Here is a 13,856-nt window from a genome sequence, read left to right as displayed (position 1 = left end):
TTGTGAGCGCTTGGTCGCACCGACCCGGCCCGTGTGGCGATACCCACGAATGACGGACAAGGGTGCCATGCTGCAATTAATGTCCCAGTTCGAAGGCTGAGCCATCAGCCGCGATGACGGAGGTATTGATGAGCGCGTACACGAAGGTGGTCGTCGGAACGGACGGATCGGAGTCGTCTCTCAAGGCGGTCGAACGTGCCGGTGCCATCGTCGGGACCACAGCCCAGCTGGTGATCGCCTGCGCCTTCTTCCCTAACGAGGGGCGTGATGTCAGCGCGGTGTCGGACCTGCTCAAGGATGAGGCCTACCAGGTGCACGGCACCACCCCGACCGAGGAGATCTTGCGGACCGGCCGCGAGCGAGCGGTCAAGGCTGGTGCGGGCGTCGCGAACGTGACGGTGCGCCCGGTCAAGGGAGCGCCGGTGGAGGCGTTGCTGCAGTTGGTCGAAGACATCGACGCCGACCTGCTCGTCGTGGGAAACAAGGGACTCAACTCGATCACCGGGCGACTGCTGGGCTCGGTTCCCGCCGACGTCGCGCGCAAGTCGCGATCGGATGTGTTGATTGTGCACACCGTCTGATCGTTTGGCGCACAACAACAACGGCGGCCCTGCACCGGGCCGCCGTTGTCATCTCCAGGCCACGTCGGTCAGGTGCTCCTCGGTCCGATCAGCGCGTCGGGCAGCGGCGCACTGTGGACGACGGCGAGTTGCTGCGTGGCCCGGGTGAGCGCCACGTACAGGTCGTTGAGCCCGCGCGGTGATGCGGCCACGATGGCTGCGGGCTCGACGACCACGATCCGATCGAACTCGAGGCCTTTGCACGCGGCGACGCGGAGAACCCGGACGTCGTGTGCGACCTTCGCTGCGACCTCGTCGATCAGGTCGACAGGTGCAATCACCGCGGTGATCCCCTCGCGCCCGGATCCGAGTGCAGCGACCTCGGTGGTCACCTGATCGACCAATCGGTCGCGATCGACCTCCCGGAAGACGGGGTCGACACCCGATCGCCGAATCGATGTGGGCGCAGTCAGGTTCGGGTCGATGGCGTGGAGCACGCGCGCCGCCACCGCCATCACCTCGGCGGGTGTGCGGTAGTTGACGGTGAGCTCGTGCAGCTTCCAGCGCGAGGCCACGAACGGGGCCAGCGCCTCACTCCACGATGTGCTGCCCGCCGGGTCGCCGGTCTGGGCGGTGTCGCCGATGATCGTCATCCACCGGCTCGGTATGCGGCGCATGATCATGCGCCAGCCCATCGGCGAGATCTCCTGGGCCTCATCGACGATCACGTGACCGAAGGCCCAGCTTCGGTCGCCGTAGGCGCGTTCGGCGGTGGTGAGGTGTTCGCGGGTCAGCTGCCTCGAGGCCAGCTGCTCGGCGTCGATCAGGTCGTAGGCCATCAGGATCTCGGGGTCGACCTCGTCCTCAAGATCCTGTGGGGCCGAACCGGTCAGGATGTCCAACGCCTCCTGAGCCTCGCTGAGCTGACGACGCCATCGAGCCTGGGCCTGCTGTTCGTCGTCGCGGATGTCGAAGCCGATGATCTCGGCGAGCTCGTCGAGCAGCGGGATGTCGCTGACCGAGAATCCGGCCGGTGCCCCGGGTGATCGGAGCAACGCATCCCGGTCGCCGGCTTCCCATCCCGCTGTGGCCGAACGAATGCGGTCGGGTGAGCGCAGCAGATCGTGCAGCACCTGCTCGGGCGAAAGTGATGGCCAGAATTGGGCAAGCGCGGCGAGAATCGTTGCGTCACCGTCCATTTCCTCCCGGATGTCGGCGACATCGCCGGCGCTGAGGAGCTGTGACCCGTCGATGACACTCGCGCCGATCCGTCGGGCGTGTTGCTGGGCCAGGCTGTCGAGGGCCGATCGAATGAAGATCGGCCGCGCCTGGTTGTGCGGACGTCGACTCGATCGGGCGCGTCCGCGGGCCTTCTTGACCAGGGCGCGGTCGATGATGAGGGGGTAGCCGTCGAAACGAATCGACACCTGCTCGGTGGGCAGCGCCTCGTACTCCCGGACCGCGTCGGTGAGCACGTCGGCCATCCTGACCTGACCTTTCACCTCGGCGCTGCGTCGGGAGTCGTCGTGGGAGGCTCGCACGCCGGGGAAGATGTTCCCGATCGTGGAGAGCAGCACACCGGTCTCGCCGAGCGACGGCAGGACCTGCCCGATGTATCGCAGGAAGTCGTCGTTGGGGCCGAGGATGAGAACGCCGCTGCGCGCGAGGGACTCGCGGTGGGTGTACAGCAGGTAGGCGGCTCGGTGCAGGGCGACTGCGGTCTTGCCGGTCCCCGGCCCGCCTTGGACCACGGTCACCCCGCGATGGCTGGACCGGATGATCAGGTCCTGCTCCCGCTGGATGGTCTCGACGATGTCGGTCATCTCGCCGGTGCGTGCTGCGTTGAGCGCACCGATCAGTGCCGTCTCGTTCACCACGTCGCCGCGGGTGGATGCGTCCACGTCGCCGATGTCGAGCCGTTCGTCGTTGACCGCGGTGACCCGACGGTTGCGGGTGCGGATGTGGCGACGTACCGCGACCTCGTCCGGCGACGCCGGGGTGGCCAGGTAGAACGGCCGAGACAGCGGCGCTCGCCAGTCCAACAGCAGCGTCGTGTCCTCGTCGTCGTCGTCGAGGATGCCGATGCGGCCGATCCGGCGTACCTCGCCGTCGATGAGGTCGAGCCGCCCAAAATAGAGGTTGTGTTCGGCCGCGTCGTACTTCGTCAGGTCGTCGGTGTACATCCGCTCATAGGACTCGCGTTCGCTGTACGACTGCGGAGTCCCGTCGCTCTCCCGCAGCGCGGTCTGCAGGCGTCGGTTCGTGGTCCGACGCATCCGATCGAGGCGTCCGTAGACAGCATCGAGGTGTGCCTGTTCGGCGTCTAGGCGAGTCTGCTCCGAATCGCCCGCGGTGGTGGCGATGGCGTTGTTCTCCCGGCCTCGGATCATGGGTTGGATCTGCCACCTCTCGCGGTCGCGTGTCGACGTCTGGCTGGGCCCGGGCGCTCGGCGGATGGACACCATCGCATGAGCGGACCGCGGGGCCGGCGACCTCGCGCGGATCGGCCGCACAGCCCAAACGACGTTACCGCCCGACAGGCTTCAGGGGGATGGGCACACCGGACTCGGGTCTCTGTTGCTGCAGTTCAGGGCGCAGCGGCCCCAGAGTTGTGCCCATACCGTGACCAGGATGTACCTCAGTTGAGGCTGACCGCTCGCGACGTGCGTCGGGGTTGGACGCGGGGGGCAGGCTGCGGGAGCGTCACCAGCCGCGTTCTCGCCACTGCGGCAGGTGCGGACGTTCGGCACCCAGGGTGGTGTCGAGACCATGCCCGGGATGGACCACCGTCGAGTCGGGCAACGCCGCGAACACCTTGGACTCGACGTCGTCGAGCAGCGTCTCGAAGTCCCCGGGCTGCCAGGTCTTGCCCACCCCGCCCGGGAACAGGCAGTCGCCGCTGAACAGGTGGGTCGAGTCGCCGTCGCGCAACACCAGGGCGATCGAACCCGGGGTGTGGCCCACGAGCTCGATGGCTGTCAAGGTCAGGTCGCCGACCCTGACCTGTTCGCCGTCGCTGATCAGCCGGTCGGTGCCCACGTCGATCCCCGCCGCGTCGACGCGCCCGGCCGCGGTGGGCACCTCGGTGGCCGCGGCGACCTCCGACAGCGCCTGCCAGTGGTCGTGGTGCTGGTGGGTGGTGAGGATCATCCGCAGCTGTCCCGGCAGCTGGTCGAGTGCGGCCAGGATGTCGGGACCGTCGTTGGCGGCGTCGATGAGCAGCTGATCTCCGGTCGCGGTGCAGGTGACGACGTAGACGTTGTTGTCCATCGGTCCCACCGACATCTTGGCGATACTGGCGTGGTCGGTGTGCAGCCGCTGGACGCGGGCCCCACTGGACAGGTCACCGGTGTAGTGGTCGGAGATCTCGACGGCCGAAGAAGTCATGGGACAACGGTACCCACGCTGCGTGGGTACCCGGGCAGCCGTGATCCGCTCGCCCTCGATCCGCACGTCGCAGTGAATGTCTCACCTCGCCCCTACGATGAACACGAGTGCGCGCGCTGCGCTCGCTCCGGCATCGACGTCGGGTGCGAGGACCCGCGCGAGACGTCGATGCGCCGGCAGGCCGAGATCTGCGGGCGGAGAGCAGAGGACAACGGTGGTAGATCGTCTGATCGTGCGAGGGGCTCGCGAGCACAACCTACGAGGAATCGACGTAGACCTCCCGCGCGACAGCCTGATCGTGTTCACCGGTCTATCGGGATCGGGCAAGTCCAGCCTCGCTTTCGACACGATCTTCGCCGAAGGTCAGCGCCGCTACGTCGAGTCCCTGTCGGCCTACGCCCGACAGTTCCTCGGGCAGATGGAGAAACCCGACGTGGACTTCATCGAGGGACTCTCGCCGGCGGTGTCGATCGATCAGAAGTCGACCAACCGCAACCCCCGTTCCACCGTCGGGACCATCACCGAGGTCTACGACTACCTGCGCCTGCTCTACGCCCGCGCCGGCAAGGCGCACTGTCCGGTCTGCAATGCCATCATCGCCAAGCAGACACCCCAGCAGATCGTCGATCAGGTGCTGGCGATGGACGAGGGGATCAGGTTCCAGGTCCTCGCCCCGGTGGTGCGCACCCGCAAGGGCGAGTTCGTCGATCTGTTCGCATCGCTTCAGACACAAGGTTTCTCGCGTGCGCGGGTCGATGGGGTGGTACATCAGTTGGCCAGTCCCCCCACGTTGAAGAAGCAGGAGAAACACGACATCGAGGTGGTGGTGGATCGGCTGGCCGTAAAGGGGTCGGCCAAACAGCGCCTCACCGACTCGGTGGAGACCGCTCTGCGCCTCGCCGACGGCATCGTCGTCCTCGACTTCGTCGACCTCGACGAGGACGACCCCAACCGTGAGCGGCGGTTCTCAGAGAAGATGGCATGTCCCAACGCCCACCCCATCGCCATCGACGATCTCGAACCGCGCGCATTCTCCTTCAACTCGCCGTTTGGGGCCTGTCCCGAATGTGACGGTCTCGGGATCCGAAAAGAGGTCGACGAAGAGCTCGTCGTGCCCGACCAGGAGCTGAGTCTGGCCGATGGGGCCATCGCGCCGTGGTCGACCGGACACAACGCCGACTACTTCCTGCGGTTGCTGACGGGTCTGGCCGACGAGATGGGTTTCGATGTCGACACCCCGTGGAACCAGTTGCCCGCCAAGGCTCGACGCGCCATCCTGACCGGCAGCGATCATCAGGTGCACGTTCGGTTCCGCAACCGGTACGGACGCACCCGCTCGTACTACACCGAGTTCGAAGGTGTCATGGCGTTCCTGAGTCGCCGCATGGAACAGACCGACTCCGAGCAGATGAAGGACCGCTACGAGGGATACATGCGCGACGTGCCCTGCCCGGAGTGCTCCGGCGCTCGGCTGCGGCCGGAGATCCTCGCGGTCACCCTCGACCATCCGCGCTTCGGGGAGAAGTCGATCGCCGACGTCTGTGCGCTGTCGGTGGCCGACTGCGCCGACTACCTGTCCGATCTCACCCTGGGGGCACGCGAGGCGGCCATCGCCGGCCGCGTCCTCAAGGAGGTTCAGGCGCGCATCCGATTCCTGCTCGACGTCGGCCTGGAGTATCTGTCGCTGTCGCGCGCGGCGGGGTCGTTGTCCGGCGGCGAGGCCCAGCGCATCCGGCTCGCCACCCAGATCGGGTCCGGACTGGCCGGGGTGCTCTACGTGCTCGACGAGCCGTCGATCGGACTGCATCAACGCGACAACCGTCGACTCATCGAGACGCTGACCAGGCTGCGCGACCTCGGCAACACGCTCATCGTGGTCGAGCACGACGAGGACACCATCCGGGCCGCGGACTGGATTGTCGACATCGGTCCCCGCGCCGGCGAGCACGGCGGTCGTGTGGTGCACAGCGGCGATTACGCCGGACTGCTCTCCAACACCGAATCCCTCACCGGCGCCTACCTTTCCGGGCGAGAGGAACTCCCCGTCCCCACGGTTCGGCGGGCGGTGGACCGCAAGCGTCAGCTCACCGTGGTGGGCGCTCGTGAGCACAACCTCGACGGTGTCGACGTGTCGTTTCCGCTTGGCGTTCTCACCGCGGTGACCGGGGTGTCTGGATCGGGCAAGTCGACACTGGTCAATGACATTCTGGCGACCACACTGGCCAACAAGCTCAACGGTGCCCGCCAGGTCCCCGGCCGACACACCCGCATCACAGGTCTGGATCACCTGGACAAACTCGTGCAGGTGGATCAATCGCCGATCGGGCGCACCCCACGGTCCAACCCGGCCACCTACACCGGCGTGTTCGACAAGATCCGCACCCTGTTCGCGGCGACGACCGAGGCCAAAGTGCGCGGCTACCAGCCGGGCCGGTTCAGCTTCAACGTCAAAGGCGGCCGATGTGAGGCGTGCACCGGTGAGGGGACCATCAAGATCGAGATGAACTTCCTGCCCGACGTGTACGTGCCGTGCGAGGTTTGCCACGGGGCTCGGTACAACCGCGAGACACTGGAGGTGCACTACAAGGGCAAGACCATCTCCGAGGTCCTCGACATGCCCATCGAGGAGGCCGCAGACTTCTTCGAGCCCGTCACCTCCATCCACCGATACCTCAAGACGTTGGTCGAGGTCGGGCTGGGTTACGTGCGGCTGGGCCAGCCGGCGCCGACCTTGTCCGGTGGCGAGGCGCAGCGCGTGAAACTCGCGGCCGAGCTGCAGAAGCGGTCGACCGGGCGCACCATCTACGTCCTCGACGAACCCACCACCGGCCTGCACTTCGAGGACATCCGCAAGCTGCTGGTCGTCATCAACGGACTGGTGGACAAGGGCAACACGGTCATCGTCATCGAGCACAACCTCGACGTCATCAAGACCGCCGACTGGGTGATCGACATGGGTCCCGAGGGCGGTTCGGGTGGTGGACGCGTGGTGGCCGAGGGAACCCCCGAGGAGGTCGCCGCAGTCGCCGAGAGCCACACGGGCGGCTTCCTCGCCGAACTGGTGTCCGCGGAATCAGCCCCGCCGTCATCGAACGCGCGCCGTGCCCCGGCGACGAAGGCGACGGCCGCTGCCAAGAGGTCGACGACGAAGAAGTCGGCCACCCACAAGGCCGGGGCCGGCCCGACCAAACGGTCCCGCGCCGTGGCGAGGTGAAGGCGCCGCGGTGGCGGGAGCGCTCGCGCGCTACGCCGGGGTCCGGGGGTCAGACGGCGTCAATGCACGGGGCCGGTGAGCTTCTCGCCGGGTCCGTGACCAGGCTCGTCGGGCACGCTGCTGGCCTCGCGAAACGCCAGCTGCAAGCTCTTGAGCCCGTCTCGGATGGGCGCCGCGTGCAGGCCGAGGTCTGGTAGGGCAGCGGTGACCAATCCGGCCAGTGCGGTGATTAGTCGCCGTGCCTCGTCGAGGTCGATCCGTGACTGCGCCGCCGGGTCGTCGGCCAGGCCTAACTTCTCGGCGGCCGAGCTCATCAACATCACGATCGACCGGGTGATCACCTCCACCGCAGGGATGTCGCCGAGCTCGCGCACATCGACGTCGTCGGCGGAATGGGGATTCTCGGTCATGGCTGTTAGACTTTCACGTCAGACCACCCCGGCCAGCGCTGGGGTTGCAAGTGGAGTTCCGCTCCCACCGTGCGACGCCCGATGCGATCGGGGCTTGTTGCCCGGTCCGGTCGCCAGCTCGGATCCCTTGCGGGAACACCGGGCCGGTTCCTCGCGTTGGAGGAGATACCCGCTGGGCGTGAGCTCTCGCACGGTATCGATCGGTCAGTAGCGGGCCTCTTTCCGGCGTTGTCGGACAGGGGCCCTTGTGCTGATGTGCGGTTGCTCGCGTGCACGGTCGGTGGCTCTGCCACCCGCAACCGCTGCGACTGCCAGCGGCACCCATTGGTTTTGAACTAGGAGGCCCCATCAGCACAGAGACCCGCATCAACGAGCGCATCCGCGTCCCGGAGGTCCGACTCGTCGGGCCGAACTCGGAGCAGGTGGGCATCGTGCGTGTTGAAGATGCCTTGCGACTGGCCATCGAAGCCGACCTCGACCTCGTCGAGGTGGCCCCCAACGCCCGGCCGCCGGTCTGCAAGATCATGGATTACGGCAAGTTCAAGTACGAGGCCGCGCAGAAGCAGCGTGAGTCACGCCGTAACCAGCAGATGACCGTCATCAAGGAGCAGAAGCTTCGGCCGAAGATCGACGACCACGACTACGAGACCAAGAAGGGTCACGTGATCCGCTTCCTCGAAGCCGGGTCGAAGGTCAAGGTCACGATCATGTTCCGTGGTCGCGAGCAGTCGCGGCCCGAACTCGGCTACCGGCTGTTGCAGCGCCTCGGCGCCGACGTCGGCGAGTACGGCTTCGTCGAGACCTCGGCCAAGCAGGACGGCCGCAACATGACCATGGTCCTGGCCCCGCACAAGGGTGCCAAGACTCGGGCGAAGGTGACCCAGGTGCGCGACGACGTCGCTCCCGCCCCGGACGCCGACGCCGCACCGGACGCCCCGCCGGCGACCTGACGGTCGCCAAGCCACACCGGCTGCACCGCCCCTGCGGTGGCGATCCGACACCGTCGGAACGTCACCGCACCCACACGGATTCCGCCATCGCCCTCGGCGGGATCACCGACATCGAGGAACAACATGCCCAAGGCAAAGACCCACAAGGGGACCGCAAAGCGTTTCAAGGTCTCCGGCAGCGGCAAGGTACTGCGTCAGCGCGCCAACCGTCGCCACCTGATGGAGCACAAGGCCACCAAGCGGACTCGTCGTCTCGAGGGCACCGCAGTGGTCGCCGACGTCGATGCCCCGCGCATCAAGCGGCTGCTCAACATCTGAGCTCGCGCTCATCCCAATCCGTTTCCCTGATCGCCGAGCGCGGTCTCGACACAGTAAGAGGTACATCACGTGGCACGCGTGAAAAGGGCGGTCAACGCCCAAAAGAAGCGTCGTTCAACGCTGGAGGCGTCCAAGGGTTACCGCGGACAGCGTTCGCGGCTCTACCGCAAGGCCAAAGAGCAGCAGCTGCACTCGCTGACCTACGCCTACCGCGACCGTCGGGCGCGCAAGGGTGAGTTCCGCAAGCTGTGGATCGCACGCATCAATGCCGCGGCTCGCGCCAACGACATCACCTACAACCGCTTCATCCAGGGGCTCAAGATCGCCGGGGTCGAGGTCGATCGCAAGATCCTGGCCGAGATCGCGGTCAGCGATCCCGAGGCGTTCACCGGTCTGGTCGCCGTGGCCAAGCAGGCCCTGCCCGCTGACGTCAACGCACCCGCTGCCTGAGTCGAGAAGCGCGACACCGGTGACGGCTCCTCTGTCTGACCCGGCGCGATCTCGTTCGTCACGACCCGCTGTGGACACCGCTCTTACCGAGCGGTCCACGCGGGTCGTTTCGTTTGCCAAGCTGCATCGAGCATCCGAGCGCCGGGACCGCGGATTTTTCCTGGTCGAGGGGGCCAACGCGGTGGATGCGGCGATCGCCAGCGGCCGCGCCCGAGTGATCATCGTCAGCCTCGACCACCGCGAACGACACGCAACGATCGAGGCAGCAGCTCGGTCGGCGGGCCTCGAGGTACTCGAGGTCACCGCGCGCGCTGCAGCGAAGCTCGCCGACACCGAGACCACTCCCGGCGTGTTCGCCGTGTGCGCACTGCTCACGCACTCTCTGACCGATGTGCTGGCCGATTCGGCGGGAGGCGCGATGCTTGCGGTGGCCGTCGGTCTGTCCGACCCGGGCAACGCCGGCACCCTCATCCGCACCGCCGACGCGATGGGGGCCGCGGGCGTCCTGCTCATCGGTCCGGGAGCGGTCGACCCCCACAACGGCAAGTGTGTGCGCTCGAGCGCCGGGAGCGTCTTTCACCTCCCCGTCGTCCGAGAGCGCGACGTCGCACACGTCATGACCGAGCTACGTGGTGTCGGGTTCACCACGCTGGCCACCACCGTCGGCGGTGAGCTGTCGCTCGACGAGGCCGACGACATCATCGCCGGACCCGTTGCCTGGTTGTTCGGCAACGAGGCGCACGGGCTGCCGGAAGCTCTCGTCGAATCCGCCGATCACCGGGTATCCATTCCTATCGTCGGCGGCGCCGAGAGCCTCAACATCGCTGCGGCGGCCGCGATCTGCATGTACGCCGGAGCCCGGGCTCGCCGCCGCCCCGGATTGTGATCATCCCGATCGGATACGCTCGTCGCAGCGTTGACCCGCCCGTTCCGCTGCAGCCCCACCACTTCGAGGAGTCGGCCCCCCGTGACGAGTACCGATCCGGTCGTCCCGACCGAGAACGATCTGACCGCTGCCACGGCTGCTGCGGTCGAGGCCTTCGCCGCGGCGCCCGATCTCGCGGCGTTGGCCGTGGCCAAGACCGACCACCTCGGTGATCGATCCCCGGTCGCGTTGGCGCGGCGCTCGCTGGCCGATCTGCCCAAGGATCAGCGGTCGGTCGTCGGCAAGCTGGTCAACACCGCGCGCACCGCCGTGCAGAACGCCTACGACGCGCGCCTGGCGATCCTCGTGGCCGAGCGCGACGCCCAGGTGCTGGTGTCCGAAGCCATCGACGTCACGCTGCCGAGCAGCCGGATCCCGCTGGGTGCGCGCCATCCCATCACCGTCATCGGCGAGGAGATCGCCGACATCTTCGTGGCGATGGGTTGGGAGATCGCCGAAGGCCCCGAGGTGGAGACCGAGCACTTCAACTTCGATGCACTGAACTTCCTGCCCGACCACCCGGCGCGGTCCATGCAGGACACCTTCTACATCGCACCCGAGGGTTCACGACAGGTGTTGCGCACCCACACCTCGCCGGTGCAGGTACGCACCATGCTGTCGCGTGAGTTGCCGATCTACGTCGCGTGTCCGGGTCGGACCTTTCGCACCGATGAGCTCGACTCCACCCATACCCCGGTGTTCCACCAGGTCGAGGGTCTGGCAGTGGACAAGGGTCTGACCATGGCCAACCTGCGCGGCACCCTGGAGTTGTTGGCCAAGGCCGTGTTCGGGCCCGACACCACCACGCGAATGCGGCCGAACTACTTCCCGTTCACCGAACCGTCGGCCGAGGTCGACGTGTGGTTCCCGGCCAAGAAGGGTGGCGCCGGCTGGGTGGAGTGGGGTGGTTGCGGAATGGTGCATCCGAACGTGTTGCGCTCCAGTGGAATCGACCCGGAGGTCTACAGCGGGTTCGCGTTCGGGATGGGTCTGGAGCGCACCCTGCAGTTCCGCAACGATCTGCCCGACATGCGCGACATGGTCGAAGGTGACATCCGTTTCACCCTGCCGTTCGGGCCCGCCCTGTAGCGACGCCGCGCCTCCCCGACACCCTTCTCGAACTCGAAAGTAGTTGAGCCACCGTGCGTGTTCCCCAGTCCTGGATGATCGAGTCCCTGCGCGCGGGCGCGCCGGACTTCGTGGCCACCACCGACGAACTCGACACCGGCTTTGTCCGCGTCGGGTTCGAGATCGAGGAGGTGGCGGCATTTCCGACCATCACCGGTCCGTTGGTGGTCGGTCGAGTGTCCGCGATCGAGGAGCTCGACGGCTTCAAGAAACCCATCCGGTTCTGTCAGGTCGACGTCGGCGAAGATAAGCCGCGTGGGATCGTATGTGGGGCAAGAAATTTTGCCGAAGGCGACCTCATCGTCGCGGCTCTGCCCGGTGTGGTGCTTCCTGGAGACTTCGCCATCGCCGCACGTTCCACCTACGGTCGTACCTCCGACGGGATGATCTGCTCGGTGTCGGAACTGGGCATCGGCAACGATCACTCCGGCATCCTGGTGCTCGCACCGGGGACGGCCACGCCCGGCGCGTCGGCGCACGAGGTACTCGGACTCGACGACGTCGCCATCGACGTCAACGTCACCCCCGACCGGGGGTATGCCTTCAGTGCACGTGGACTCTCGCGAGAGCTCGCCGCGAGTTTCGACCTCCCGTTCGTCGATCCCGCCGCGCCAGGATCGACGACCACACCGGGACCCGGAGCCCGGCCAGTCCGCATCGATCCCGATTCGAAGGCCATCCGGTACTGCGCTCAGCTGATCACGGGTGTGAACGCGGCAGCCATCTCGCCGTGGTGGATACAGAAGCGGCTGCTCGTGGCCGGTGTGCGCCCGATCTCGGCGGTGGTCGACGTGACCAACTACGTGATGCTCGAACTCGGCCAGCCGCTGCACGCTTTCGACGCGGACCGCGTCGGGGGCACCATCACGGTTCGTCGGGCTGCGGTCGGGGAGCGCCTGCACACCCTCGACGGCGTGGAGCGCACCCTCGACGCCGACGACGTGGTCATCGCCGACGACAACGGGCCCATTGCGCTGGCCGGGGTGATGGGCGGGGCGGTCTCCGAGGTCGGCGACCAGACCACCGACGTGATCATCGAAGCGGCGACCTTCGATCCGGTGGCGGTGTTCCGGACCGGTCGCCGCCATCGTCTCTCGAGCGAGGCGGGCAAGCGGTTCGAACGGTCGGTCGACCCCGAGGTCACCGACGTCGCCCTTGCTCGCGCGGTTGCGTTGATCACCGAGATCGCAGGCGGCACAGCCGAAACGGGTGTCTCGCAGGCTCGTGTCGACGTGGCTCGACCGACTGTCACCATGCCGATCGATCTACCCGCGCGCGTCGCCGGAGTCAGCTACCCCGAGGGCGCCACCGTGCGCCGACTCGAGCAGGTCGGCTGCGTGGTGCAGGTCGGCGACACCGTTGCGGCGATGGTGGAGGTCACCCCGCCGTCCTGGCGCCCGGATCTGCGCCAGCCTGCTGACCTGGTCGAGGAGGTGGTGCGGCTCGAGGGGCTCGAGAACATCCCTCCCATCGCACCCGCCGCACCCGCCGGGTCGGGCCTGACTGCGGCCCAGCGGCGTCGTCGGAGTGTGGGACGTGCCCTGGCCGGAACCGGGTTCGTCGAGGTGTTGCCGTTCCCGTTCATGCCCACCGATGTGATGGACCTGTGGGACGTCCCTGCCGATGACGTGCGCCGTCGCGTGGTGTCGGTCCTCAACCCGCTCGAATCGGCCCGCGCTGAGCTCAACACCACGCTGCTGCCGGGTCTGGTGGAGATGGCGGCGCGCAACATCGCCCGAGGGCAACGCGATCTCGCCCTGTTCACCATCGGACAGGTCGTCATCGGCACCGACGCCACGGGGCCGGTCGAGGCGATCGACGTCTCCGGTCGTCCGTCCGACGAGCAGGTGGCGACGCTGATGGGCTCGCTGCCGGATCAACCGCTGCGTGTTGCCGCAGTGCTGACCGGATCTCGTGAGTTGCCTGGACCGTGGGGGACGGGTCGGCCGGCCGAGGCCGCCGACGCGTTCGAGGCGGCGCGGGTGGTGGCGCGCGCGGCGGGCGTGCGGGTGCGTCTGGAGGCCGACACCCACGTGCCGTTCCATCCGGGTCGATGCGCACGCGTCGTCACCGACGACGATGATGCGATCACCGTCGGATGGGCAGGAGAGCTGCATCCGAGCATCGTGGAGAAGTCCGCGCTGCCCGCACGGGCCTGCGCTGTCGAACTCGAGCTCGACCGACTGCCGATCCGCACCGAGTTGCCCGCGCCGCAGCTGTCGTTGTTCCCGGCGGTACTGCAGGACGTCGCGGTGGTGGTCGCCGACACCGTGCCCGCAGCAGCCGTCGAACGAGCCCTCACTCTCGGCGCGGGTGAGCTCCTCGAGGACATCCGGTTGTACGACGTCTTCGTCGGCAGCCAGGTGGGCGAGGGACACAAGTCGTTGACCTTCGCTCTGCGGTTCCGCGCGCATGACCGCACCCTGACCGAGGACGACGCCACCGCAGCACGGACCGCAGCGGTCGAGCGTGCTTCGGTGGAGTGTGGAGCCCGACTGCGCTGAACCCGCACCC

Annotated in this window: 11 protein-coding genes; 8 read left to right on the top strand and 3 right to left on the bottom strand. The window is 67.3% G+C overall.

From position 1 onward, the window contains the following. Positions 1-128: 128 nt before the first annotated feature. Positions 129-581, top strand: a complete 453-nt coding sequence (locus tag KIK15_RS00120; protein WP_214242168.1) for a universal stress protein — start codon at positions 129-131, stop codon at positions 579-581. Between the two features lie 68 nt (positions 582-649). On the opposite strand, the gene KIK15_RS00115 is transcribed toward KIK15_RS00120, so the two are convergent. Both KIK15_RS00115 and KIK15_RS00110 read right to left on the bottom strand, forming a co-directional pair. Beyond that, the gene (locus KIK15_RS00115; protein WP_214242167.1) at positions 650-2,950 is read right to left on the bottom strand and encodes an ATP-binding domain-containing protein; all 2,301 of its coding nucleotides are present in this window, start codon (positions 2,948-2,950) and stop codon (positions 650-652) included. Positions 2,951-3,263: 313 nt separating this feature from the next. Then, positions 3,264-3,947, bottom strand: a complete 684-nt coding sequence (locus tag KIK15_RS00110; protein ID WP_214242166.1) for an MBL fold metallo-hydrolase — start codon at positions 3,945-3,947, stop codon at positions 3,264-3,266. 214 nt (positions 3,948-4,161) lie between these two features. Here KIK15_RS00110 and uvrA point away from each other — a divergent pair, with 214 nt between their 5' ends. Beyond that, positions 4,162-7,161 carry an excinuclease ABC subunit UvrA gene (gene uvrA / locus KIK15_RS00105; RefSeq protein WP_214242165.1) on the top strand — a complete coding sequence of 1,000 codons (3,000 nt, stop codon included), beginning with the start codon at positions 4,162-4,164 and terminating at the stop codon, positions 7,159-7,161. Between the two features lie 59 nt (positions 7,162-7,220). Here the strand turns inward: uvrA and KIK15_RS00100 are convergent, their stop codons facing one another. Then, positions 7,221-7,571 carry a DUF1844 domain-containing protein gene (locus tag KIK15_RS00100; protein ID WP_214242164.1) on the bottom strand — a complete coding sequence of 117 codons (351 nt, stop codon included), beginning with the start codon at positions 7,569-7,571 and terminating at the stop codon, positions 7,221-7,223. 302 nt (positions 7,572-7,873) lie between these two features. Here KIK15_RS00100 and infC point away from each other — a divergent pair, with 302 nt between their 5' ends. The 6 genes from infC to pheT all read left to right on the top strand — a co-directional run bounded on the left by infC (position 7,874) and on the right by pheT (position 13,846). Beyond that, positions 7,874-8,521 carry a translation initiation factor IF-3 gene (gene infC / locus KIK15_RS00095; protein ID WP_374222813.1) on the top strand — a complete coding sequence of 216 codons (648 nt, stop codon included), beginning with the start codon at positions 7,874-7,876 and terminating at the stop codon, positions 8,519-8,521. Between the two features lie 123 nt (positions 8,522-8,644). Beyond that, a complete protein-coding gene (rpmI, locus tag KIK15_RS00090) occupies positions 8,645-8,839 on the top strand; it encodes a 50S ribosomal protein L35 (RefSeq protein WP_214242163.1) in 195 nt (64 codons plus the stop codon). A gap of 69 nt (positions 8,840-8,908) precedes the next feature. Beyond that, positions 8,909-9,289 (top strand): 50S ribosomal protein L20, encoded by a 381-nt coding sequence (gene rplT, locus KIK15_RS00085; protein WP_214242162.1) that lies wholly within the window; start codon positions 8,909-8,911, stop codon positions 9,287-9,289. Between the two features lie 70 nt (positions 9,290-9,359). Continuing rightward, positions 9,360-10,175, top strand: a complete 816-nt coding sequence (locus KIK15_RS00080; RefSeq protein ID WP_214242161.1) for an RNA methyltransferase — start codon at positions 9,360-9,362, stop codon at positions 10,173-10,175. Between the two features lie 81 nt (positions 10,176-10,256). Further along, complete coding sequence (gene pheS, locus KIK15_RS00075) at positions 10,257-11,303, top strand: phenylalanine--tRNA ligase subunit alpha (RefSeq protein WP_214242160.1); 1,047 nt, start codon at positions 10,257-10,259, stop codon at positions 11,301-11,303. Positions 11,304-11,356: 53 nt separating this feature from the next. Further along, on the top strand, positions 11,357-13,846 hold the full coding sequence (gene pheT, locus KIK15_RS00070) for a phenylalanine--tRNA ligase subunit beta (protein ID WP_214242159.1): 2,490 nt from the start codon (positions 11,357-11,359) through the stop codon (positions 13,844-13,846). Positions 13,847-13,856 lie beyond the last annotated feature (10 nt).

The organism is Williamsia sp. CHRR-6, from assembly GCF_018474015.1.
GTDB lineage: Bacteria > Actinomycetota > Actinomycetes > Mycobacteriales > Mycobacteriaceae > Williamsia_A.
The sequence above is the reverse complement of the archived record's forward strand: the minus strand, read 5'-3'. Positions and strand labels throughout refer to the sequence as shown.

Coding starts and splice junctions, on each gene's coding strand:
- rpmI (WP_214242163.1), top strand. CDS start 8,645: ATGCCCAAGGCAAAGACCCACAAGGGGACCGCAAAGCGTTTCAAGGTC.
- KIK15_RS00100 (WP_214242164.1), bottom strand. CDS start 7,571: ATGACCGAGAATCCCCATTCCGCCGACGACGTCGATGTGCGCGAGCTC.
- KIK15_RS00110 (WP_214242166.1), bottom strand. CDS start 3,947: ATGACTTCTTCGGCCGTCGAGATCTCCGACCACTACACCGGTGACCTG.
- KIK15_RS00115 (WP_214242167.1), bottom strand. CDS start 2,950: ATGATCCGAGGCCGGGAGAACAACGCCATCGCCACCACCGCGGGCGAT.
- KIK15_RS00120 (WP_214242168.1), top strand. CDS start 129: ATGAGCGCGTACACGAAGGTGGTCGTCGGAACGGACGGATCGGAGTCG.